Source organism: Caldicellulosiruptor morganii (genome assembly GCF_026810225.1).
Classification (GTDB): Bacteria; Bacillota; Thermoanaerobacteria; order Caldicellulosiruptorales; family Caldicellulosiruptoraceae; genus Caldicellulosiruptor; species Caldicellulosiruptor morganii.
Map to the genome: position 1 here is coordinate 2,020,066 of NZ_CP113865.1, position 23,257 is coordinate 2,043,322.

Annotated in this window: 24 protein-coding genes; 1 reads left to right on the forward strand and 23 read right to left on the reverse strand. The window is 40.0% G+C overall.

Annotation, left to right across the window (positions count from 1 at the left end; translation table 11 throughout):
• Positions 1-2 precede the first annotated feature (2 nt).
• The 8 genes from pth to OTK00_RS10175 all read right to left on the reverse strand — a co-directional run bounded on the left by pth (position 3) and on the right by OTK00_RS10175 (position 6,869).
• Positions 3-572 (reverse strand): aminoacyl-tRNA hydrolase, encoded by a 570-nt coding sequence (gene pth / locus OTK00_RS10140; RefSeq protein ID WP_045168931.1) that lies wholly within the window; start codon positions 570-572, stop codon positions 3-5.
• 102 nt (positions 573-674) lie between these two features.
• Complete coding sequence (locus tag OTK00_RS10145) at positions 675-1,652, reverse strand: ribose-phosphate diphosphokinase (protein WP_045168930.1); 978 nt, start codon at positions 1,650-1,652, stop codon at positions 675-677.
• A gap of 91 nt (positions 1,653-1,743) precedes the next feature.
• The gene (gene glmU / locus OTK00_RS10150; protein WP_045168929.1) at positions 1,744-3,135 is read right to left on the reverse strand and encodes a bifunctional UDP-N-acetylglucosamine diphosphorylase/glucosamine-1-phosphate N-acetyltransferase GlmU; all 1,392 of its coding nucleotides are present in this window, start codon (positions 3,133-3,135) and stop codon (positions 1,744-1,746) included.
• Positions 3,132-3,596 (reverse strand): deoxycytidylate deaminase, encoded by a 465-nt coding sequence (locus tag OTK00_RS10155; RefSeq protein ID WP_045168928.1) that lies wholly within the window; start codon positions 3,594-3,596, stop codon positions 3,132-3,134. Before OTK00_RS10155 ends, glmU begins: the two co-directional genes overlap by 4 nt.
• Positions 3,597-3,622: 26 nt before the next feature.
• On the reverse strand, positions 3,623-4,264 hold the full coding sequence (gene upp, locus OTK00_RS10160) for a uracil phosphoribosyltransferase (RefSeq protein WP_045168927.1): 642 nt from the start codon (positions 4,262-4,264) through the stop codon (positions 3,623-3,625).
• A 39-nt stretch (positions 4,265-4,303) separates the two neighbouring features.
• Positions 4,304-4,750 carry a ribose 5-phosphate isomerase B gene (gene rpiB / locus OTK00_RS10165; protein ID WP_045170097.1) on the reverse strand — a complete coding sequence of 149 codons (447 nt, stop codon included), beginning with the start codon at positions 4,748-4,750 and terminating at the stop codon, positions 4,304-4,306.
• 39 nt (positions 4,751-4,789) lie between these two features.
• Positions 4,790-5,587 (reverse strand): MBL fold metallo-hydrolase, encoded by a 798-nt coding sequence (locus OTK00_RS10170; protein ID WP_045168926.1) that lies wholly within the window; start codon positions 5,585-5,587, stop codon positions 4,790-4,792.
• 22 nt (positions 5,588-5,609) lie between these two features.
• The gene (locus tag OTK00_RS10175; RefSeq protein ID WP_045168925.1) at positions 5,610-6,869 is read right to left on the reverse strand and encodes a UDP-N-acetylglucosamine 1-carboxyvinyltransferase; all 1,260 of its coding nucleotides are present in this window, start codon (positions 6,867-6,869) and stop codon (positions 5,610-5,612) included.
• 215 nt (positions 6,870-7,084) lie between these two features.
• On the opposite strand from OTK00_RS10175, the gene OTK00_RS10180 reads away from it, so the two are divergent.
• On the forward strand, positions 7,085-7,801 hold the full coding sequence (locus OTK00_RS10180) for a carbon-nitrogen hydrolase family protein (RefSeq protein ID WP_408612659.1): 717 nt from the start codon (positions 7,085-7,087) through the stop codon (positions 7,799-7,801).
• 68 nt (positions 7,802-7,869) lie between these two features.
• On the opposite strand, the gene OTK00_RS10185 is transcribed toward OTK00_RS10180, so the two are convergent.
• From OTK00_RS10185 to amrS, 15 genes are all read right to left on the reverse strand, one after another.
• Positions 7,870-8,100 carry a YlmC/YmxH family sporulation protein gene (locus OTK00_RS10185; protein WP_045168924.1) on the reverse strand — a complete coding sequence of 77 codons (231 nt, stop codon included), beginning with the start codon at positions 8,098-8,100 and terminating at the stop codon, positions 7,870-7,872.
• Between the two features lie 64 nt (positions 8,101-8,164).
• Complete coding sequence (locus OTK00_RS10190; protein WP_045170095.1) at positions 8,165-9,832, reverse strand: ribonuclease J; 1,668 nt, start codon at positions 9,830-9,832, stop codon at positions 8,165-8,167.
• Between the two features lie 113 nt (positions 9,833-9,945).
• Complete coding sequence (secF, locus tag OTK00_RS10195; protein WP_045168923.1) at positions 9,946-10,875, reverse strand: protein translocase subunit SecF; 930 nt, start codon at positions 10,873-10,875, stop codon at positions 9,946-9,948.
• Positions 10,875-12,122, reverse strand: coding sequence for a protein translocase subunit SecD (secD, locus tag OTK00_RS10200; RefSeq protein ID WP_045168922.1), 1,248 nt, complete (start codon positions 12,120-12,122; stop codon positions 10,875-10,877). The genes secF and secD overlap by 1 nt, the downstream gene beginning before the upstream one ends.
• Positions 12,123-12,234: 112 nt before the next feature.
• A complete protein-coding gene (locus OTK00_RS10205) occupies positions 12,235-12,747 on the reverse strand; it encodes a gamma carbonic anhydrase family protein (protein WP_045168921.1) in 513 nt (170 codons plus the stop codon).
• A 1-nt stretch (position 12,748) separates the two neighbouring features.
• A complete protein-coding gene (gene scfB, locus OTK00_RS10210; protein WP_045168920.1) occupies positions 12,749-14,110 on the reverse strand; it encodes a thioether cross-link-forming SCIFF peptide maturase in 1,362 nt (453 codons plus the stop codon).
• 92 nt (positions 14,111-14,202) lie between these two features.
• Complete coding sequence (gene scfA, locus OTK00_RS10215; protein WP_082054605.1) at positions 14,203-14,346, reverse strand: six-cysteine ranthipeptide SCIFF; 144 nt, start codon at positions 14,344-14,346, stop codon at positions 14,203-14,205.
• A gap of 181 nt (positions 14,347-14,527) precedes the next feature.
• Complete coding sequence (fba, locus tag OTK00_RS10220; RefSeq protein ID WP_045168919.1) at positions 14,528-15,499, reverse strand: class II fructose-1,6-bisphosphate aldolase; 972 nt, start codon at positions 15,497-15,499, stop codon at positions 14,528-14,530.
• 37 nt (positions 15,500-15,536) lie between these two features.
• Entirely contained in the window at positions 15,537-16,253 is a 717-nt protein-coding gene (locus tag OTK00_RS10225; protein WP_045168918.1) for a phosphatase, read from the reverse strand.
• A 28-nt stretch (positions 16,254-16,281) separates the two neighbouring features.
• Positions 16,282-17,346: a bifunctional phosphoglucose/phosphomannose isomerase gene (locus OTK00_RS10230; RefSeq protein ID WP_045168917.1), complete on the reverse strand. Its 1,065-nt coding sequence runs from the start codon at positions 17,344-17,346 to the stop codon at positions 16,282-16,284.
• Positions 17,347-17,455: 109 nt separating this feature from the next.
• Positions 17,456-18,388, reverse strand: coding sequence for an HPr(Ser) kinase/phosphatase (gene hprK / locus OTK00_RS10235; protein WP_045168916.1), 933 nt, complete (start codon positions 18,386-18,388; stop codon positions 17,456-17,458).
• Positions 18,389-18,438: 50 nt separating this feature from the next.
• A complete protein-coding gene (gene uvrC / locus OTK00_RS10240; RefSeq protein ID WP_045168915.1) occupies positions 18,439-20,220 on the reverse strand; it encodes an excinuclease ABC subunit UvrC in 1,782 nt (593 codons plus the stop codon).
• A 62-nt stretch (positions 20,221-20,282) separates the two neighbouring features.
• Positions 20,283-21,509, reverse strand: a complete 1,227-nt coding sequence (locus tag OTK00_RS10245) for a CdaR family protein (protein WP_045168914.1) — start codon at positions 21,507-21,509, stop codon at positions 20,283-20,285.
• A 3-nt stretch (positions 21,510-21,512) separates the two neighbouring features.
• Entirely contained in the window at positions 21,513-22,370 is an 858-nt protein-coding gene (cdaA, locus tag OTK00_RS10250; RefSeq protein WP_045168913.1) for a diadenylate cyclase CdaA, read from the reverse strand.
• 24 nt (positions 22,371-22,394) lie between these two features.
• Positions 22,395-23,243: an AmmeMemoRadiSam system radical SAM enzyme gene (gene amrS, locus OTK00_RS10255; RefSeq protein ID WP_045168912.1), complete on the reverse strand. Its 849-nt coding sequence runs from the start codon at positions 23,241-23,243 to the stop codon at positions 22,395-22,397.
• Between the last annotated feature and the right edge of the window lie 14 nt (positions 23,244-23,257).

Here is a 23,257-nt window from a genome sequence, read left to right on the forward strand (position 1 = left end):
CCCTACACCACCACATCCCCGTTTATAAAGTTCATTGCCCTGTCAATATTGCTCTCAAGCAGTATTTTAATACCCTGCGCTGCCTTTTCAATGGCTCTAAAGACTTTCTGCTTTTCGTTATCTTCAAATTCCGACAGTACATATTTTACCATATCGTCCTTGGGAATACCAATGCCAATTCTAATCCTCACAAACTCTTCTGTGCCAAGTCGCTGGATAATGGACTTTACACCGTTGTGCCCGCCGTCTGACCCCTTTTTTCTCATCTTAACAACTCCAACATCAAATGCAATGTCGTCGTAGATTACAATTAACTTTTCAGGTTTTATCTTGTAGAAATTTACCGCTTCAATAATACTGTCACCACTTGAGTTCATGTATGTCATGGGTTTCAAAAGAAGCACTTTTTTGCCGGCATACTCAAAACTTCCAGCAAGCCCTTTGAACTTTATTTTATCAACTCTTGTATTGAAAGCCTGCGCAAGATAATCAATTGCCAGAAAACCAGCATTGTGACGTGTAAAGGTATATTTCTCTCCGGGATTTCCAAGCCCGGCAATGATGTAATCCAAGTTAAATGTCACCCCTTTTTACAAAAATAGGCTGCCTTTTTAGCTTTTCCATCAAAAAGACAGCCTTTATGCACACGTTTTCTAACAGCTTCCAAACAAATTTTACCTGTTCCCCTTTGTGCTGATGTACTCATCAAACATAGGAGAAATTGCAACATCCCCGTATATTCTGTTAATTGCCTCGGCAAAGAGGTCCGCAACAGATAATACCTTAATCTTTTCTATTCTCTTTTCAGGCGGTAGAGGAATAGTATTTAAAACTATCAGCTCCTTGATTGGTGAGTTTTGAATTCTCTCAACAGCCGGTCCGGACAGTACCGGATGTGTACAGCAGGCATAGACCTCTTTTGCTCCATAGTCAACAAGAGCCTGAGCTGCTGCAACAATTGTCCCTGCTGTGTCTATCATATCATCAACCATCAGACAGGTCTTGTCCTTCACATCACCTATAATATTCATTATCTCAGCAACATTTGCCTTGGGGCGCCTTTTGTCCACAATAGCAAGTGGCAAATCAAGCTTTGTCGCAAAGTTGCGTGCTCTTGTAACACTGCCAAGGTCAGGCGATACCACAACAGCATTATCAAGATTGATATTTTCAAGAAAGTACTTTGCCAGAATTGGCACACCAATCAAATGGTCAAGCGGTATGTCAAAAAAGCCCTGAATCTGTGGCGCATGAAGGTCCATGGTAAGCACCCTGTCAGCCCCAGCCGAGGTAATCAGGTTTGCAACAAGCTTTGCAGTGATCGGGTCACGTGCTCTTGCTTTTCTGTCCTGCCTTGCATACCCATAATAAGGAATTACAGCTGTTATTCGCCCGGCCGATGCTCTTTTGAATGCGTCAATCATAATTAAAAGCTCCATAAGATTCTCATTTACAGGGTGGCATGTTGACTGGACAACAAACACATCCGCACCGCGCACAGTTTCATTGATTTTAACCGAAATCTCACCGTCTGAAAATCTGCCTATCTCAGCATCGCCAAGCTTTTTGTCAAGCTTTTTTGCTATCTCTTCTGCCAGGTCTCTGTTTGAATTGCCGGCAAATATCTTTATCTCTTTGCCATGTGTTATCACTTTTTTTACCCCCAGCACAAAAGTTAATTTTAAGTATCTTCTTTTCGCAATCTATATTATAACACAAATTAAATGATCTCTCTTTAAAAAATCACCTGTTTTCATACATCTGTTTTCTTTTCAAAACCCAGCCTTCTTTGTTGGTTTGCCTCTGTCTTGCAATTGCAAGTGCATTTGCAGGAACATCCTCTGTTATTGTAGAACCTGCTGCAATATAGGCATTCTCCCCAATTTTAACCGGCGCAACAAGATTGGAATTGCAGCCTATAAAGGCATTGTTCTCTACAACTGTTCTGTGTTTTTTATACCCATCATAGTTTACAAAAATCGTCCCGCATCCCAAGTTTACATTCTCGCCGATGTCAGCATCCCCAATATATGTAAGATGAGCTGACTTTGTATTTTTGCCAAGCTTGGAGTTTTTTATCTCAACAAAGTTTCCAATTTTTACTCCCTCTTCTAAATGACTGTTGGGTCTTAAGTGTGCATACGGTCCTATTTTGACATTATCTTTTATCTTAGAGCTCTCTATCACAGAAAACTGAATATGACAGCTGTTGCCTACTTTTGAGTCAACAATGTAGGTCTGAGGACCGATAACACAGTCCTCACCAATTGAAGTTTTGCCAAGGATAAATGTGCCCGGATAAATCACTGTATCCCTGCCAATCTGAACATCCGGATGAATATAAGTATTGTATATGTCTATTATCTGTACACCATTTGAAAGATGATCTTTATTTATCCTGAGTTTTAACTCCTGCTCGGCAACAAAAAGCTCATATCTTGAATTGATGCCCATAACCTCAAAATTGTCTTCTGCAGTCACTTTCACAATCTTTTTGCCATCTCTGTTTAGTATTTCAATGGCATCTGTAAGATAATACTCATTCTGGCTATTGTTATTGTTAATCCTGCCAAGAACATTTACAAGTTCCTGTTTTTCAAAGCAATAAAAGCCTGGATTTATCTCTTTTATTTTCTTCTCCTGGTAAGTTGCATCCCTCTCCTCAACAATTTTTAGCACATTCCCATTCTCATCTGCAATTATCCTGCCATAACCGTATGGATTATCAAAAATGGCTGTAAGAAGGCAAAGTGCTGCATTCTCCTTTATTCTTTTCTGAGAAAGCCTCTTTAAAGTATCAGCCTTTATAAATGGCGCATCACCATATAGAACAAAAACATCCTCTGTGCTATCTGGTACCTGGTCAAGGGCACACATTACAGCATGTGCTGTGCCAAGCTGTTTTTCCTGATACGCAAATTTCACATTCCTTCCTTCCAAAACCTTGTATACGTCCTCTTTTTTATTCCCAACAACAACCACAACTGCAGCATTTTCAAAGTTTTTTTCAATCTCATCTATTATATAAAGTATCATGGGCTTTCCCATAACTTTCTGAACAACTTTGGAATATTTTGATTTCATCCTCTTACCTTCGCCAGCTGCCAGGATTATAAATGTACTTCTGACATTCATCTGTCCTCACCTTTTCTATTTTCTTCAAATTTGACAACTTCTATACCGGCCTCTTCAAATATTGACCTGCTCATCTCGTCAGGATATGAGCCTTTGTAGATTACCTTTTTGATACCTGCATTCACTATCATTTTGGCACAAATCACACAGGGATACGTTGTTGTGTAAATAACGCTGCCGTCGATATTCACTCCCATTTTAGCAGCCTGTATTATTGCATTTTGCTCAGCATGAAGCCCTCTGCAAAGTTCATGTCTCTGCCCTGACGGTACATTCAGCTTTTCTCTCAAACACCCCACCTCTTCACAGTGAGGCAGGTTACTCGGTGCACCATTATAGCCGGTTGCCAGAATCCTCTTGTCCTTTACAATCAGGGCTCCCACTTTTCGCCTCAAACATGTTGACCTTTCCTTTACAATATCAACAATCTGCATAAAATACTCATCCCAGGTAGGTCTCATTTGTCTTCCTCCAGTTTATATCATCTTTATTTTGTACCAAATAGCCTGTCCCCTGCATCACCAAGCCCAGGTACAATATATCCATGGTCGTTCAGCTTCTCATCAACCGCTGCACAGTACACTTCAACATCCGGATGTGCAGATGTCAACCTTTCAATTCCTTCAGGTGCCGCAATCAGGCACATAAGTTTTAAACTCAGCGGATTGTACCTTTTGATGTAGTCAAACGCAGCAACAGCAGACCCGCCTGTTGCAAGCATTGGATCAAGTACAATTATATCCCTTTCATGTACATCCTGAGGAAGCTTGCAATAATACTCAACAGGCTTTAAAGTCTGCGGGTCTCTGTAAAGACCAATATGCCCGACCTTTGCTGCAGGGATAAGTTTCAAAAGCCCATCAACCATACCAAGCCCGGCTCTTAAAATTGGAACAACTGCAAGTTTTCTACCGGAGATTACTCTGCATTTTGCAACTCCAACAGGCGTTTCGATCTCAACCTCTTTCAGCGGCAGATTCCTTGTAACTTCATATGCCATGAGCATTGCTATTTCTTCAACAAGCTCTCTGAACTCCTTGCTGCCTGTATTTTTGTCTCTAATCAATGTGAGCTTGTGCTGAATAAGCGGATGGTCAAAAACATACACATTCTTCTTGTACTCAATCATCAAGCTCTTCTCCTTTCTGTAAATTATATAAACTGGTATTTAATCCTGCATATTTTCAATCTCATGTATCTTGTCAACTCTTCTCTGGTGTCTCCCACCTTCAAACTGGGCTGATAGAAAACTATCCACAATTTCACATGCAAGCCCTTCACCAATAACCCTTGCACCCATAGCGAGGATGTTTGCATTGTTATGTGCACGTGCTGCTTTTGCTGAGAATGTGTCATGGCAGAGCGCAGCTCTGATACCCTTTACTTTATTTGCAGCAATTGAAATACCAATCCCTGTGCCACATATTAAAATTCCAAAGTCAAACTCGCCATTTTTTACTGCGATTGCCACATCCCTCGCAATGTCCGGATAGTCACAGGACTCTTCCGAATATGTTCCAAAGTCTTTGTACTCGATTCCTCTTCTGTTAAGATGCTTCTTTACAGCCTCTTTTAGTCTAAACCCTGCATGGTCAGACCCAATCGCCAATTTCAATTCCATCTCTCCCCTCTCAAAAATTTTATAAATGTATTTTTATAGCAAAGAGCAAAAAGAAGGCTCATATCTCTGTGCTACATCCAGACTAAAATCAAAGCTTTCAAATACACCTTTTTCTTCCAGGATGCACTTTACAGTCATCAGCGCAACATCAGGGTGATTGTTCTCCTCACTCATATGTCCCAGATAAATTCTCTTTGTTCTGCTGAGGTCAAGCTGTAAAATCATCTGTGCTGCCTGTTCATTTGACAGATGTCCTGTGTCACTTTTTATTCTCTGTTTCAAATAATAAGGATAAGGACCGGTTAAAAGCATCTCAACATCGTGGTTTGATTCAATCAGGATGATATCAGAAAAATCTATCTTTCGGACAATACCCTCCTGCACATGACCCAAATCAGTTGAGATTGAAATTTTTTTATTTCCAGCATAAAAACAAAAACCCATGGGGTCTGCCGCATCGTGCGGAACTGAAAAAGTCTCAATACCAATGCTGCCAACCGAAAAGCTTGTCCCTGTTTCAATCAGTTTTACATATCTTTCGTCAACCCTGCCAATTGATTTTTTTATAGCCTCCCATGTTTTGTAGTTTGTTATAACCGGCACATTGAGTTTTCTAAAGTACACACCTGCACACTTCACATGGTCAGAGTGGTCATGGGATAATAAAATAGCATCTATCTTTCTGCTAAAGCCAATTCTATCCAAGGCGAAGGTGAGCTTTTTGAAGCTCACACCCGCATCCACAAGGATTGTCGTATCCCTGTATGAAAATAAGATTACATTTCCACTGCTACCACTGTAAAGCGGACAGAAAAGTAGCTCATAAGACATTATTCCCTTTCTCCTTCTTATCTTAAACTCTTGAGACTTTTGCACCCAAAAGTTTGAGCTTATAATCTATATTTTCATAGCCTCTGTCAACATTTTTGGTGTTGTATATAACCGTCTTTCCCTTTGCAGCAAGTCCTGCAACAATCAAAGCAGCACCGGCTCTAAGGTCAAGCGCTATAACCTCTGCACCCTGCAAACTCTCAACACCCTCCACAATGGCAACTCTTCCTTCCACCTTGATATTTGCTCCCATTCTTTTAAGTTCATCCACATACTGATACCTGTTTTCCCACACACCTTCTGTGACAACGCTTGTTCCACTGCAAAGGCTCAAAAGCACTGTCATCTGGGGCTGAAGGTCGGTCGGAAACCCGGGGTATGGCATTGTTTTTATACTTGAGGCTTTAAGCCTTTCTTTGCATTTTACCTCAATGCTGTCCTCATAAACATTTACCTCAGCACCCATCTCAAGTAGCTTTGCAGTCAAAGATTCCAAATGTTTGGGTATTATGTTTTTTACAATAATGTGCCCTTTTGTTGCACAGGCAGCTATCATGTATGTACCAGCTTCTATCTGGTCAGGAATGATTGCATACCTTGCAGGCAAAAGTTTGCTTACACCCTCAATTCTTATTACATCCGTCCCCGCACCTTTAATCCTTGCGCCCATGGCGTTTAGAAAATTGGCAACATCAACAACATGCGGCTCTTTGGCTGCATTTTCTATTATTGTTGTGCCTTTTGCTTTCACAGCTGCAAGCATGAGATTGATTGTAGCTCCAACAGACACAACATCTAAATAGATTTTTGTCCCAACAAGCTCTCTTGCATATGCCTTTATCATGCCATTTTCAATCCTAACATCAGCGCCAAGCGCTCTAAACCCTTTTATATGCTGGTCAATCGGGCGGGCACCAAAGTTGCACCCGCCCGGCATCGCAACCTCTGCCCTGCCAAAACGCGTAAGAAGTGCTCCAATCAGGTAGTATGAAGCTCTTATTTTTCGAACACTTTCGTATGGTGCTACAAAGCTATTTAAATTGCTTGCATCTATCCTGAGTGAATGATTGTCATATTCAATCTTTGCTCCAAGCCTGAGCAGAATATCATCCATTGCAAATACATCTTCAATCAGAGGAAGATTTTCAATTACACTCTCCCCCTCTGCCATCAGGGCAGCGGGAATGACAGCAACTGCAGCATTTTTAGCACCATTTATTGTAACCTCACCAAAAAGGGGATATCCACCTTCTATGATTATCTTTTCATGATTTGGTTTCAAATCCTTGCACCCTCTCTCCAAAAAGGCTTTTCACTATTCCCATTCTTTTATATTATATCTATTGTAGCGAAATATGAAAAGAAGAATATTCTTTTTGAGCAACCAGGTAGCCTTTTAAAATGGTCAATAGATGCTTCTGTTGAAAAAATGATATAATAAAGTCAAAATAGAAATTGGTGGATGGTCTTTAGAAAAATATCAAGGAGATGGTAAAAATTAAAATTGGAGTTGTTCAAATGAATATTTGTAATCTGGTGGAAAGAAACTTTTCTAAGATACTTTATTTTCTGGGCAAAGCAAAAGACGAGCAAGTGGATCTGGTATGTTTTCCTGAGATGGCATTGAGTGGCTATAACATTGAACTTTTACAATCTCAAGATTTGAATCAAATAATCTCGGATTTTTTGAAGCAAATATCAAAAAAGTGCAACAAGTATTCTATCTGTACAGTAATAGGTCATCCTTTTAGACAGGAAGATAAGCTATTCAATAGAGCAACAGTAATCTTCCCAGCAGGTGAAAGCTTGAAATATGATAAGATTCATCCAACCGAGCTTGAAAAGAGGATATTTTCTCAGGGCGAAGAAACTCTTGTATTTGAATTCAAGCAGAGAAGATTCGGCATTGCAATCTGCAGAGACCAAAACTTTTATGAGATATTCAAAAAATACAAAGAAGCTGGCTGCAGTGGTGTGTTCATTTTAGCTGCACATTTTTACAGTCCAAAAGAGGCAAGGTGGAAGATTGACAAAAATAGAGCTATTCCTATAACAAGAGCTGTAGAAAATGGTTACTTTGTGTTTTTAGCAAATGCAGTAGGACCTCATCTTAATATGATAAGCCTTGGACACAGCTTAATTGTAGACGGCGATGGCTGTGTGGTGTGCGAAGCAGATGAAGCCGGTGAGTACCTGCTGACAGCAGAGATTTAAAATAAACAGAAGCCTATTTTTCATAGAAATAACAGGGCTGTACTGTATCAAAAGTTACAGCCCTGTTTTTAGATCTCAACCAGAATCACATCTTCACCAATCTTTTTTACTTTATCCCATGGAATTACATAGTCTTTTTCTTTTGAAAAGATACTTCCAACTGAAAAAGGTGCCGGTACCACAATAGCATCAACCCTGCCTGTTTTAACATCAACTTCCAAATCACAAACCTTCCCAAGCTTTTTACCATCCGATATATTTATCACATCTTTCTCTCTCAAATCAGATGATTTAAACATCCAGAATCACTTTCTTATACTACTATCTTTCTTTTATCATTATATGCAAAAACAAATTTTATAGTTAAACCTCGGTTATTATAGGAATTATCATGGGGTTTCTGCGCGTCTTTTCAAACAGGAAGTTTTTCAAGTTATCTTTCAGTATAATCTTTATAGCATTTGGCTCAGTTATATCATTTTTGTTGCAGAAATACAGAACATCCTTTATCACTTTTTTTGCCTCTTCAATCAGCGGCTCAGCTTCTTTTATATAGATAAACCCTCTTGAAATTATCTCCGGTCCTGCAATTACATCTCTTGTTGACGAATCAATTGTGAGAACTACAATGAAAAGTCCATCCTGAGCAAGATGACGCCTGTCACGCAGCACAACATTCCCCACATCGCCAACACCAAGCCCATCAACAAGCACATTGCCTGCCTGAACACTGCCGACAACCTTTGCAGAGTCCTTTGTTATCTCAAGCACTTTTCCATTTTCCAGAACAAACACGTTTCTTTCTCCAAGCTCCATTGCAAGTTTTGCATGATGAATCAAATGCTTGAACTCTCCATGCACAGGCACAGTATATTTTGGACGCGTGAGATTGTGTATAAGTTTTATCTCCTCCTGGCATGCATGACCCGACACGTGAATATCATCAATATCTTCATAAATAACCTGTGCACCCTGCCTGAAAAGGTCGTTTATAACCCTGTTGACAAACTTTTCATTGCCCGGAATGGGTGCAGCTGAGATTATGACAACATCACCAGGTATAATTCCCACTTTCTTGTGCTCGGCAGAAGCCATGCGCGAAAGAGCTGACATAGGCTCACCCTGACTTCCTGTTGTAATCAGCACTATCTTGTTTGGCGGGTAGTTATCAAGCTCATCAACATCAATCAGCATGCTATCTGGCATCTTCAAATATCCAAGCTCAAGTGCTTTATTTACAACATTTACCATGCTTCTTCCCAGAACGCAAATCTTTCTGCCCTGCTTTTCCGCGGAATTTATCACCTGCTGCACCCTGTGAATATGTGAAGAGAAGGTTGCAACAATAACTCGCCCTTGAGCCTGAGAAAATATCCTGTCAAAGGTTGCACCAACAGTTTTTTCAGACAAAGTAAAACCCGGGCGTTCAGCGTTTGTGGAGTCGCACAGAAGTGCCAAAACACCCTGTTTGCCAAGCTCTGCAAATCTTATAAGGTCAATCGGCTCACCCTCAATGGGTGTAAAGTCCACCTTAAAATCTCCTGTGTGTACGATGCTCCCAAGTGGAGTGTGTATAGCTATTGCCACAGAGTCAGCAATCGAATGGGTTGTGCGAATAAACTCAACTCTCATATTGTTAAAGCTTATTACATCCTGGGGCTTTACTGTAAACATCCTGACAGAATTCAGGTCTATCCCAAATTCCATAAGCTTAATCTCAACAAGACCAAGTGTCAGCTTTGTGCCATAAATAGGAATGTTCAAATCCCTCAAAATATACGGAATTGCTCCTATATGGTCCTCATGCCCGTGTGTGAGAATCAACGCCCTGACCTTTTCCTTATTCTTTATTAGGTATGATACATCGGGTATGACAAGGTCAACACCCAGCATCTCATCTTCTGGAAAGGCAAGTCCACAGTCAATTACAACAATCTCATCGTCCACTTCAATCACTGTCATGTTCTTGCCAATCTCGTTCAAGCCACCAAGCGGAATAATTCTTATTCTGTGCTCCGGTCTTTTTCTCATAAAGATTCCTCCAAAAATAAAAATAAAAGGCATTTTAAAAAAGCCCTCACGAAAGAGACTTTCGCAAGAGCTTTTTTAAAACAGCAAAAAGTAAATTCTTAAGTCACAATTTTTCAAGCTCTCTTTGGTTTTGCCTGAAGTTTCTTTCTTGCACTGCTTTCCCAGTCAAACCAAAGGGCAGTTGCTATAAATATCGATGAGTAGGTTCCCGATATAACACCTACCAGAAGCGGAAAAGCAAACTCCTTTATTGACTGAACACCCATCAGGTACAGCACAAACAAAACAATTATAACAGTTGCAGCGGTTGAAAGTGATCTTCCTATTGTCTGGTTCATGCTCAAGTTTACAAGATTTTTGAGATCCATTTTACCCTGAATCCTTCTATTTTCTCTTATTCTGTCAAACACAACAATTGTGTCGTTTATTGAATAACCAAGAACTGTCAGCATTGCTGCAATGAATGTGGAGTTCAGAGGTATTCTAAAGAGTGTATAGACAGTGAGCATTATCAAAAGGTCATGCAAGAGCGCTACAACCGCAGTTGTGCCAAATTTAAACTCAAACCTTATTGCAATGTAGATTAGCATAAGGATGGATGCTATCACAACAGCCCAGATAGCCTGGGATTTCAATTCAGATGATACCACAGCCCCAACATTCTGATATGAAACTAAGTCTTCCTTTTTAAGATTATACTTCTTTGCAATGGCATTGAAAAGCTTATCGCGCACTTCCTTTGAAAGCTCTGTTCTCTTTTTACCATGTACCTCATGGGCATTTATCATTATCTTTTTGCCATCTTCAATCTTTCTGACAATGGGTGTCTGCGTCCCTGTAATCTGTTTTGTCAGCTTCTCTAAGTCAGCAATCTCAGCAGCGCTTGGAACTTTGTGAAGATCTATTTCAAGCACAGTCCCGCCTGTAAAATCTATGTCATAGTTGAACCCCTGCATTATATATGAAACAAGACCTATTACCATCACCAGTATTGACAGCACATAGAAAATCTTCCTCTTGCCCATAAAGTCAATGTTTGTCATTATGCCTGCACCTCCCTGGTTTTTTTGCCACCATACCATCTTGTATCTTTGAAAAGCCCTGTGTTAATGACAGATACAAGCAAGAATCTTGTTACAGTAATTGCTGTAAAGAATGAAACAACAATACCTATTGTAAGCGTCCATGCAAAGCCCTTGATTGGACCTGTTCCGAGGAACAAAAGCACAAGCCCGGCAATAATTGTTGTCACATTCGCATCAACAACAGCATTAAGTGCACGTCTGAAGCCCGCATCCATTGCAGCCTTCAAAGTCTTGCCAGCTCTGAGTTCCTCTTTCATTCTGGCAAATATCAATATGTTGGCATCCACTGCCATGCCAGCCGAAAGGATTATACCTGCAATACCAGGGAGGGTAAGTGTTATCTTTGCATACCCCACTATTGCAACAAGTATGACAACATAGGCAATCAGAGCAATATCCGCAACAAACCCTGGCAGCCTGTAAAAGATTATCATAAACAGGAATACCAGAAGAAGTCCCACAATGCCAGCTTTCAAGGTTGTTTTCAAGGCTTCACTGCCAAGACTCGGTCCTATGGCCCTGCTTTCTATAACGTTCAGAGCAAATGGCAGTGCACCTGCTTTGATTTGCTGAGCCAATGTCTTTGCTTCATTTAAATCCTTCATGCCTTCAATTACCGCTTCGCCATTGTCAATTTCAGCCTGAACAACCGGGTTTGAAATAAGCTTACCATCAAGATAAATTCCTATATTTTGCCCTAAGTATTTCTTTGTACCCTCTGCAAATTTCTTTGCACCTTCTTTGTCAAATTTAAGTGCAACAACATACCCGGATGTTGTCTGCTGCGCATATGCATCAACCACATTTCTGCCCGAAACTATCAAATCACCTGAAGGTCCTTTGAATTCAATCAAGGCTGTCCTTCCTATATACTGGATAGCCTCATCGGGGTCTTTTACACCCGGAATTTCAACCCTGATCCTCTTTGAACCCTGAATTGTTGCGGTTGCATCATAAAAGTTTCTCATGTCAAGTCTTGTTCTGATCAGCTGCAAAGCTGACTCCATCTCTCTTTTTGTGGGGTTTTCTTTTGCAGCCTCATATACAATGTAAACTCCACCCTTCAGGTCAAGACCGTACCTGACAGCATCCTTTACAGAAGGAATGCTTGCAGTACCAATCTTTAGTCCGAAAAAGACTATGTAAAATGCAAAAGCTATAACCAGACACCCTATCAGAAACTTTGCCAAGCTTTTGTTTTGCATAAAACCCTTCTCCTTTCTTTTTTAGCTTGTTGAAAAAGAACTGTAATTGTTTTTTCACTACTCTTTAGTATTATAATCCTTAAATTAGTCCAAAGTCAACAAATTGAATATCTCACCTGCAAATATTTTTATAGCTATTGGCAAGGTCAATGTACTCTTTTGCAGAAACTCTTATTTGCTCTATCTCTTCCTGACTTAGCTCTCTTATAACCTTTGCAGGTCTTCCAAACACAAGCGAATTCGGAGGAATGACTGTGTTCTGTGTAATAAGGCTTCCTGCGCCAATTATACAGTTGTCACCTACTCTGCTGCCATTCATTATTATACTGCCCATCCCAACAAGCACATTGTTCCCTATCTCGCAGCCATGCAACACCACATTGTGCCCAACCGTCACACCATCACCTATTATAACATTGCAGCAGTGGTCAGTGTGAATTGTTGTCAAATCCTGAATGTTGGTGTCTTTACCAATTACAACTCTGTTCTCCTCACATCTTATAACACAGCCAAACCACACACTTGAATTTTCCCCAATCTCGACATCACCTATTATGGCAGCACTGGGAGCTATGTAGCAACTGTCTGCAATCTTTGGTATTTTACCATTGTAAGTAATTATCATTTTACTTTTCAATCCCCTTCTCCATAAGATAAAGTTTTGCAGCTATTGCAAGCTCCACCCTCTTTCTTTCAAGCTCACAGGAAACATTATATGACTTTTTCACATCGCCGCACATATTGTAATTTGCAGCAGCACACCCACCACTGCAGTAAAACCTTGCCCAGCAGCTTGAGCACTCATCTTTTTCATATACATTGTTTTTCTTAAACTCTTCAACAAGTTCAAAATTGGTTATGCCATCAAAAACTGTCCCAAGCTTAAACCGGGGCTTGTCAACAAACTGATGGCATGGAAAGATATTGCCGTCAGGGTCAACTGCAACATATTCAAACCCGGCACCACAGCCACTTAAACGCTTTGATACACACGGTCCACCTGTTATATCTATATTGAAATGGAAGAAGTTAAAACCTTCTCCTTTCAGTTTCTCATTTACATACTCCTGTGCCAGAGCATCATATTCCTCTTTTATTCTATCAACATGCTGCGGCAAAATAGCCCATGGACTGGTCTCATCCACAACAACGGGTTCAACAGATATCTCCTTTATACCAAGATTATAAAGGTGCAAAACATCTTTTGAAAAATCAAGGTTTCTGGAAGTAAAAGTTCCTCTTACATAATAAGTTTTCCCATTTCGCTTTTTTATAAACTTCAAAATATTCTGTGTAATAAGGTCATATGTGCCTCTGCCTTCTCTGTCAATGCGCATAAAATCATTTATCTCGGGTCTTCCGTCATGACTTAAAACCACATTGTCCATATTTTCATTCAGGTATTCAATTACCTCATCGCTGAGGGCAGTTGCATTGGTTGTCAGTGTAAAAGATATGTGCTTGTTGTACTTTTTCTCTTCTTCTCTTGCATATTCAACAATCTTTTTAACCACATCAAAGTTCAAAAGAGGCTCGCCACCAAAAAAGTCAACCTCAAGATTTTTCCTTGAGCCAGAGTTTTCAAGCAAAAAATCAATTGCCTTTTTGCCAACTTCAAGACTCATAAGCTTTCTTTCCTGCTTAAAACTTCCTGCAGAGGCAAAACAGTATCTGCATCTCAAATCGCAGTCGTGCGAAACATGAAGGCAGAGAGATTTTATGACAGGATTTCTCCTTTCAATCAGATTCAGATCTTTGTATTCGTCCTCTGTAAATAAAACTCCCTCTTCAATTAATTTTTTCACTTCATTTACCGCTTCCTCAATTTCAGCCTTTTCAAAATTTAAACTTTCATAAACCCCATCAAATGTCCTGTTTCTGTCAAAGTAATTTATAACATCAAACGCAACATCATCAACAGTAAAAATAGAACCAGAAGCAACATCCAGAACAATGTTCAAACCAAACTTCTTAAAAGCATGAACCATTTTTAAAATATTTTTCCTCCCACAAGATTAATAGAAGTATTCATAGACGGGCTGTCTAAACATAAGCCATGACAGCCCATCACATCCAAAAATTATTTTTTGTTTCTGCAAACCTGATTACCAACTGTGCAGGATGTTTTGCAAGCTGACTGGCAGGATGCCTGGCACTCACCGCATCCACCATTTACAACTGTTCTTGAAAGAGCATTTTTTGCAATGACTTTAATGTGTTTCATTTTCTTCTATACCCTCCTTTGCAATAAGTAATTCACTCAGCAAAAACTCCATTCAAATACAACACATAGTATTTTATCACAAAGTATTTAACAATACAATTTTACACAAAAAGAAAAAGAGGCTCTTTTATCGCCTCTTTTACTATTTATAAAACACATTTTTAACCTGCCAGAAAGCATTCTATCCTCTGTTCTTTCTGATTTCTTCCAATATTTCAGGAGCCTTACCGCTGCATCCAAGAACATTTCTCAGTTTGTGCTTTACCATCTCTTTGATTGCCTCTCTGCCATCCTTGAGATACTGTCTTGGGTCAAAATGGTCCGGATGCTCAAAAAGATGCTTTCTTATCGCTGCTGTCATTGCAAGTCTCAAGTCTGTGTCGATATTGATCTTTCTTACCCCAAGCTCAGCAGCTTTTCTCAGCATATCTTCAGGTACACCCTTCGCACCCGGGATATTTCCGCCGTATTTGTTGCACATTTCAACAAACTCCGGCAGGACTGTTGATGCACCATGAAGAACTATCGGAAAATCCTTTGGAAGCTTTTCAACAATCTTCTGGAGTCTTTCAAAGTCAAGCCTTGGTTCTCCTTTGAACTTGTAAGCACCGTGGCTTGTTCCAATTGCAACTGCCAGTGAATCAACACCCGTTCTTTCAACAAACTCTGCTGCCTGGTCAGGGTCTGTAAACGCCGCTTCATGCTCTGCAACCTTTACATTGTCTTCAATACCGGCAAGCTTACCAAGCTCTGCTTCAACCACAACTCCTCTTTCATGAGCATATTCAACAACCTTTCTGGTAAGAGCAATGTTCTCTTCAAAAGGCAATCTTGAACCATCAATCATGACAGAGGTGAAGCCCCCGTCAATACACGCCTTGCAAATCTCAAAGTCCTCGCCATGGTCAAGGTGAAGTGCGATTGGTAAATCCCCCGAATCTTCCAGAGCAGCTTCAACAAGCTTTACAAGATAAACATGCTTTGCATACTTTCTCGCACCTGCTGAAACCTGTAGGATAAGTGGTGCCTGCTCCTCCTTTGCCGCCTCAACAATCCCCTGGATGATCTCCATGTTGTTGACATTAAACGCTCCGATTGCATACCTTCCTTCTGCAGCCTTTTTGAACATCTCTTTTGTGGTAACAAGTGGCATTTTAAATTTACCTCCTCTTTTAACTTTTAAAATTTACTCAAACATCTCTACCATGAAGCCTCAAGAACTCCAGAAAGCTCTCAAGGCTTTTGTTGACAATTAGATCCTGAGGAAAATCATACTCCTCAATCAGCTTGCGGGTAACATCACATCGTCCAATATCGGTCTTAAAATGCGCATCTGAACCCATGGCAATATAAACACCATATTTTTTGCAGAGCTTTAAAATCTCTATACAGTTTTCTTTGCTCTTTTGCCTCACGTAAAATGATGCATTGTTTATCTCAATGGCTTTGTTGTACTCCTTTGCAGCCCTGACAACCGCTTCTCTGTCAATCTCAAACAAGGGATTACCCGGGTGACCAATACAGTGAACATAAGGATTTTTTATGGCACCAATTAATGCCCTGGTATGGTCCGAAACTGTCCCGCTCGGGATACAAACATCATGCAGACTTGCGATGACAAAATCAAGTCTTTTCAGGGCACTTTCCGGAATGTCAATCGTCCCTTCATAGTCAATTATATTGGCTTCACACCCTCTAAATATCATTATACCACTAATCTCTCTTGGCACAACAACCAGGTTGTAAAAATATAAACTGCTGCACGACCCTGGCATCTCAGGGCCGTGATCAGTAATACAGATTCCTTTCAAACCTCTGTTTTTAGCCTCAAGCACCATTTCCTCCAATGTGTTGTAAGCATGCCCGCTCGCAATGGTATGACAGTGTGTTTCTACTTCCAAAAACATTATCTGGCTCATCTCTCATTCAAAATTTTTAGTCCTTTATCTCTGCAAGCTTGTTCTTCAATATATCAATCTTTTTAACAGGAGTTGGGTCGTTTTGATAAAGTGTAGCAAGATAGAGCGATACATAATCACCAAGATAGATGAGTGAAAACATCCTTGCAAGCCTTGAATTCCCTATTGAATATATATCACTTACACCCGATACAACACCTTTGACAAGGTCCTTTGTGATGTCCATTCTTATTGCATTTCTTTTGTGGTCCTCAGTGTCATGAAGCATTACAATCTCAAACAGCCCCAAAACATGCTTTGGCGACTCTGTCCCAACAATCTCGTTGTGGTTCAATTCAGAAAACACATTGAAATATGCAGGAGACTTTGAATTTTCGCATATTTGCCCTTTCCATCTCTCTGCAATAACCTCTGTTGTACCACTGATTCCGTAAATGATGGGGAGTTTGTTCCATAACTTCAGCGTCAGTCTCTTAGCTAAATTCTTCTCCTCGGGAACCTCCGGCTTGTACCTTTCCCTCAGGTCACTTAAAACCTTTATTGTCTCCTCAACCTGGTCATCAACAGGAGAAATAAGCCCAATCCTGACAAACAGCATGAGCAGAGGAATAAACGAATAACCAAGTGCCGCCCTTGGTGAAAGCCCGCCGGGGATTGTAATTACATAATATCCATCCTTTTCTGCCATCTCTTTTAGCTTTCCGCCTGTTGTGATAGCAATTATCTTTGCGCCCTTTGTCTTTGCATCCTGATATGCAGAAAGCGTCTCTTCTGTATTGCCTGAATAGCTTGAAGCAATAACAAGTGTTTTAGAATCGACATATGCAGGAAGTACATAGTCTCTGTTGACAATCACAGGTATCCTGCACTGGTCCAAAACAAAAACTCTCAGAAGGTTTCCGCCTATGGCAGAACCGCCAAGCCCTGTGATCACTACCTTATCTATATCTTCTGCTTTGATATCAACACTGATATTCCTGCCTATCTCGTAAGCCTTTTGAATCTGCTCAGGAAGATTGTAAACTGCCTGAAACATACCGCTCGGGTCGTTTTGTGCAATCATCTCAAGATTGTCAAGCATCTTCTCCCCATTTCTCCTTTCTTAAAAATTTCCTATTTCATAATATAATAATTTTTCATTTTTTTCAACTTTCAAAGCCATGCCATAGCCACAAAACACTCAGTCCATTTTACTCTGTTTCATTTCTGTTCATCTGGCTCTGAAGTCTTTCTGTCAAAGCCTTTGCAGCATTGTATCCCATCTTCCTTTGCCTGTTGTTCATCGCAGCAACTTCAACAATTATTGCTAAATTCCTCCCCGGGCGGACGGGTATTACAAGCGTGGGTACTTTTATCCCCAGTATTTCTATGTACTGGTCATGAAGCCCCAGTCTTTCATACTCTTTGTCGGTTTTCCACGTCTCAAGCTGAATTACAAGATCAATTCTTTCAGAATCCTTTACACAACCAACCCCAAAGAGGTTTTTCACATCCAGAATTCCAATACCTCTTATCTCTATCAGATGCCTGATAATCTCTGGAGCCTCACCCACAAGCGTCTTCTCAGAAACCTTTCTTATCTCAACAGCATCATCAGCAACCAGAATATGCCCTCTTTTTACAAGCTCCAGAGCAGTCTCGCTTTTCCCAACCCCGCTTTCTCCAAGCATCAAAACACCCTCACCATAAACGTTAACAAGCGTGCCATGACGGGTAATTCTTGGCGCAAGCTCATGTGTCAAAAATGTGCTGAGGTTTGTCATAAACCTTGTTGTAACCTCCGGTGTTCTCAAAAGCGGAATACCATACTTTTTGGAAAACTCCAGAAACTCTTCATACGGCTCTTGATTTGACGTAATTATCACACATGGAATCTGTCTTTGAAATAGCTTTTCAATTGCATTCCTTCTCTGTGCTTTTGTCATTGTTTTCAAATATGCCATTTCAGAGATACCTATAATCTGAATGCGCTCCTGATCAAAATATTCAAAAAAACCCATAAGCTGCAACGCCGGGCGGTTCAGGTTCATGTCCTTTATCTTCCTTGTCTCCATTCCCGGCACTTCTGACAAAGGCTCCAGATTAAGCTCTTTTATTATCCTGCCAACTGTTGTATGGAACAACTCTTCATCTCATCCTTTCCTTTAATCCATTCTTTTTGCTTTAAAATAATCTAAATCCCTATTTTTTCTTTTATTTTCATTGCAACATCATAAGGTATATCAGCAGCCTTCACAATCTCTTCTATACTTGCTTTCCTTAGATTGTCTATAGAACCAAACACTCTGAACAGTTTTAGCTTTCTCTTTTCGCCAATTCCCTCTATCTCATCAAGTATGGACTCATAAAGGTGCTTTTTCCTGAGCTCTCTGTGATATTTCACTGCAAACCTGTGGGTCTCTTCCTGGATTGCTGAAATCAGTTTGAAAACAAGAGCATCTTTCTGTATGCCCATCTCCTGCCCGTTGTAAATCAAATCCCTTGTTCTGTGCCTGTCATCCTTGACCATGCCTGCAACCGGAATACTCAAGCCCAGAGACTTCAAAACCTCAACTGCAGCGTTTACCTGATTTTGTCCACCATCTATCAAAATGAGATCGGGCAGGCGTCCATGCTTTTCAGGGCTTGCAAAGCGGCGCATCAGCACCTCTTTTACACTTCTTATATCATCCTGCCCTTCAAAGCTTTTGATTTTGAACTTTCTGTAAAAATCTTTATTAAATCTACCATCTTCAAATACAACAAGTGTTCCGACATTGTCTGACCCTGCAAGGTTGGATATATCATAGCTTTCTATCTTTTCTATCTCGTGGCTTATATTCAGCATATTTTTGAGGTGTAAAAGGGCTTCTGTGTAGTAATTTTCTACTTTCTGTTTATTGACAAGCAAAATTTCAGCGTTTTTCTTGGCCATTTCAAGAAGCTGCTTTTTATCGCCCTGCTTCGGAACAACAATTTTTGTTCTAAAACCGTACAGTTTTTCTATCATCTCTTCTACACTGCCGCAATTTTCAACCAGGTGGGGAATTACAATCTCTTTCGGTACAGAGACAACATCCGAATAGTACTGTTCTAAAAATCTCTCAAATATCTGCTCATCGTTTTTCAAAACAAACTCTTCTTTGTTAATAAGTTTGCCATTTCTGATTATAAAAACAACTATACAGATGTTGGAAGAATCGCTTGCATAGTTTATCACATCCTCGCTTCTATCATCAGCATAAATAACCTTCTGTTTTGTAATAATCTGCTCCAAACTTGTAATTTTATTTTTTATCTCCTGGGCTTTTTCAAACATTAGCTTATCTGCATACTCAAACATCTTCTTTTTAAGATCTTCAACAATCTCTTCGCCCCTGCCATTTAAAACCTTTATGGCTTTTTCAACAAGCCCCTGGTACTCTTCTTCAGAAACATCGCCCTTGCAAACACCAAGACATCTTTCTATATAAAAATTCAGGCAAGGTCTTCCCCTGCCAAGCTGCTCAGGAAACTTCTTCTTGCATGTCCTCAGCATGAAAAGACTTTTTAAAAGCTCTATTGTCTGCCTGACAGAATACCCTTTTACATATGGTCCAAAATACTTTGCTCCGTCCTTTTCAACCTTCCTTGTTGTAACAAGCCTTGGAAACATCTCGTTTGTTATTTTGATATACTGATAGTTCTTGTCATCCCGCAAAAGTACGTTGTATTTGGGTCTGTATTCTTTTATAAGGTTGCACTCTAAAATCAAAGCCTCAACCTCTGTGTCTGTGACAATATAGTCAAAATCTTTAATCTTGCTTACCATAAGCCTTGTTTTTGGCGTCATATCTGAGTTTTGAAAATACTGTCTTACCCTGTTTCGCAAATTGACTGCCTTGCCCACGTATATTACCCTGCCGTTCTCATCTTTCATTATATAGACACCTGGAGTTGTCGGAAGGTTTGCAAGCTTTTCCTGGATTGTCAGCATTTTTTGCCCTCTCCTTCTCTGTCTTTAAAAGCTCCCTATTGAATTATCTAAGACAAAACAACCTACTGGTTTTGGCTTTTCTCTGTTATTGTCACTTTTATGTAAGAGGGTGATACCTCTACATTTTCAATATTGTCTGGCTTTTCCAACATGACTGGCAGGCTATAATCTCCCTGTGTTAAATTTGAAACATCAACATATGCTCTAAAACGGGAAAAATCTATTGAACTTTGATTGCTCTGGTAATACTTTATAGTAAGTGTAACCCTGTCAGGGCTCAGGCTTGCCAGATACTTGCTCTCAAGATCTTTTACCTCAACCGGTATGGTAATTGACTTCTGGACAATTGAATCAGTATAGATAGTTATCACAACCTGTTTGACATTGTCCAGAGCCTTTATGTTCTTGGGAAGGTTAAAATCAAACTGGAATGTTGAAACATTTTCCAGCATTCGCGCATCAACTGTCCCTACAACAATTTCATTCAGGGAATTTATATCCTCTTCCTTCCCGGCAACATTGATTGTTGAAGGCTTCAATACAATCCTTGAAATAATTTTACCCGGAGGAAGCTGACCTTTGAACTTTACGGTAAGCGGCACCTGTTTTGTTTTCAATATATCAACATAAACATCTATGCTTTTTTGAGACAAATCAAAAAGCGATGTTATATCCTTGCCTTTCATATCCAGAACTTTGACAGGAACAGAAGCTTTAAAAGATCTATCATTCAGGCTAAGATTTAACTGAGCAACGCACTTTGAAATCTCTTTTATATCACTCTCTGCACCCTTTATACTGATAACATTCGGCTCCTCCTGGTAGCTATTTATTATGTAGCCCTTTTTGGGATTTCCGTTTATCTCTACTGTGACATCCTTCTGAATTGTCACAAGATTGTCAATGTTCACCACCACATTTTTGGGATACACACTTTCTATATTGATTCTATGGTAGGGGTTGTTTATATTGACTGGAAGCTTTATCTCTCCTGTCTGTCTTACATCAGAAAAATCTACCACTGCCTGAATGTTCTTTTCATCCACCTTGCCCAGCTCATCCTGAGTACCACTGACAACTATTCTAACCTCTTTTGCATCCGACTGTGTCATAACAAGCCCCTTCGACAGGGTGGAGATATTGTAGCGTATTGGCACTATTAGCTCTCTTTTCTTTATAGGATTTATGATGCTATTTACATAAAACCACAGAATGATAGCAATAAATACTGACAGGACCCTCAGCCAGAACGTATCATCTTTTGGTTTTTTGAGCTCAATCTTTTTCAAATCCTAACGCCTCCACTTGAATATGTTAAAACCGTTTTTCTCCTTTTCAGTTTTAAGTGGTCTTAAAAGTATCTTCCTCAATGCCTCCGGACCCAAGTTTCGCGTAAGCCCTCCATTGTAAGCAACAGATATAATCCCTGTTTCTTCTGATACAACTATGGCTGTAGCATCCGAGTTTTCTGAAATACCAAGCGCTGCCCTGTGCCGTGTACCAAGCTCTTTGCTTATGTACCTGTTCTCCGAAAGGGGTAAAAAGCACGCAGCCGCTTTTATCTTCCCATCTCTTATAATTACAGCACCATCGTGCAGTGGAGTATTTGGAATAAAAATATTAATAAGAAGCTGGGATGATATCTCAGAGTCAATTATAATCCCTGTGTTGATTATATCGCCTATCTTTGTCTGCCCTTCAACAACTATCAGCGCACCAATTTTATTCTTTGAAAGATACATCACAGCTTTTATAATCTCCTCAACACTATTCTGCCACTTCAAAATTGCCTCTTCATCAGAACCAACCCAGAAGAACTTTCCCCAGATTTTGCTTCTTCCAATCTCCTCCAATGCACGCCTCAGCTCTGGCTGGAAGACTATCAAAAGAGCCAGGACACCATATGAAAGGGTGTTTGTCAGAAGCCAGTTTATAACATTCAGGTTCAGCCATTTACTGACCTGAGTTATAACTATCAAAATCACAATTCCTTTTATGAGCTGATACGCCCTTGTGTCCTTTATCCACACAATTATTTTGTATATCACAAATGACACAATTGCAATGTCAATAATATCAAACGGCGTTATTCTTATTAAGGAGATATTCCTGAAAAACTCCTGAATATAAAAAGAAAGGTCCTTTACCAAATCAAATTCCCCCACACTGCTTTTTTAAATATTCCCCAGATATACATACATCAAATACTTCTTTGCAATCTCTCTGAGTCTGTATAGCGTCTCTTTTGGTGTTGGTGGCAAAGTCATTTTGTATCTCGGAAAATACCTGGTCAAATGCAAAGGGATTCTATCATCAATTGACGAAAGCCACTTTGCAAGGTTTTCCATCTCTTCTTCGGAATCGTTTAAGGTTGGAATTATAAGTGTTGTTATTTCAACGTGAATCTTTTTGCTACAGATTTCAATAAACTTCTTGACACTTTCCAAATCACCACTGCATACCTTCTTGTAAAACTCGTCATTGAATGCCTTTAAATCGATATTTGCAGCATCTATTACATCAAGAAGTTCTAAAAGTGGCTCTTCATTTAAATACCCGTTTGTCACAAGCACTGTTTTAAACCCCTCTTCTTTGAACCTCTTTGCAACATCCACTACGTACTCAAACCAGATTGTCGGTTCATTGTAGGTAAATGCAATCCCAATACAGTCTTTGTCCTTCTTCGCAAGCTCAATCAAACGTTCTGTATCAACTTCAAACACACTGGGAGTTAGCTGAGAGATCTCATAGTTCTGGCAATGCAGGCATCTGAACGAACATCCAAATGTCCCTATTGAAAGTATGGTCGATCCCGGATAAAAGTGGTAAAGCGGCTTTTTCTCTATCGGGTCAAACGCAATTGAGGATATATACCCGTAGTTCAATGAGTAGAGCTTTCCATCAATGTTTTTTCTTGCCCTGCAAAAACCAGTATTGCCGGGCAAAATAACACACTCATGCGGGCATAGCCTGCACTTTACCTTTTTATTTTCCAATTTTTCATAGTACCTTGCCTCAACCATCTTTACCTACTTCC

What these genes read in the sequence shown, in the direction of transcription:
- OTK00_RS10170 (WP_045168926.1), bottom strand. Translation starts at nt 5,587, where the DNA reads ATGTCTTATGAGCTACTTTTCTGTCCGCTTTACAGTGGTAGCAGTGGA.
- amrS (WP_045168912.1), bottom strand. Translation starts at nt 23,243, where the DNA reads ATGGTTGAGGCAAGGTACTATGAAAAATTGGAAAATAAAAAGGTAAAG.
- OTK00_RS10190 (WP_045170095.1), bottom strand. Translation starts at nt 9,832, where the DNA reads ATGAGAAAAAGACCGGAGCACAGAATAAGAATTATTCCGCTTGGTGGC.
- glmU (WP_045168929.1), bottom strand. Translation starts at nt 3,135, where the DNA reads ATGAATGTCAGAAGTACATTTATAATCCTGGCAGCTGGCGAAGGTAAG.
- OTK00_RS10205 (WP_045168921.1), bottom strand. Translation starts at nt 12,747, where the DNA reads ATGATAATTACTTACAATGGTAAAATACCAAAGATTGCAGACAGTTGC.
- OTK00_RS10230 (WP_045168917.1), bottom strand. Translation starts at nt 17,346, where the DNA reads ATGCTTGACAATCTTGAGATGATTGCACAAAACGACCCGAGCGGTATG.
- scfA (WP_082054605.1), bottom strand. Translation starts at nt 14,346, where the DNA reads ATGAAACACATTAAAGTCATTGCAAAAAATGCTCTTTCAAGAACAGTT.
- OTK00_RS10155 (WP_045168928.1), bottom strand. Translation starts at nt 3,596, where the DNA reads ATGAGACCTACCTGGGATGAGTATTTTATGCAGATTGTTGATATTGTA.
- scfB (WP_045168920.1), bottom strand. Translation starts at nt 14,110, where the DNA reads ATGGTTCATGCTTTTAAGAAGTTTGGTTTGAACATTGTTCTGGATGTT.
- upp (WP_045168927.1), bottom strand. Translation starts at nt 4,264, where the DNA reads ATGATTGAGTACAAGAAGAATGTGTATGTTTTTGACCATCCGCTTATT.
- uvrC (WP_045168915.1), bottom strand. Translation starts at nt 20,220, where the DNA reads ATGCTGACAATCCAGGAAAAGCTTGCAAACCTTCCGACAACTCCAGGT.
- OTK00_RS10225 (WP_045168918.1), bottom strand. Translation starts at nt 16,253, where the DNA reads ATGTTTTTGGAAGTAGAAACACACTGTCATACCATTGCGAGCGGGCAT.
- fba (WP_045168919.1), bottom strand. Translation starts at nt 15,499, where the DNA reads ATGCCACTTGTTACCACAAAAGAGATGTTCAAAAAGGCTGCAGAAGGA.
- OTK00_RS10185 (WP_045168924.1), bottom strand. Translation starts at nt 8,100, where the DNA reads ATGTTTAAATCATCTGATTTGAGAGAGAAAGATGTGATAAATATATCG.
- secD (WP_045168922.1), bottom strand. Translation starts at nt 12,122, where the DNA reads ATGCAAAACAAAAGCTTGGCAAAGTTTCTGATAGGGTGTCTGGTTATA.
- secF (WP_045168923.1), bottom strand. Translation starts at nt 10,875, where the DNA reads ATGACAAACATTGACTTTATGGGCAAGAGGAAGATTTTCTATGTGCTG.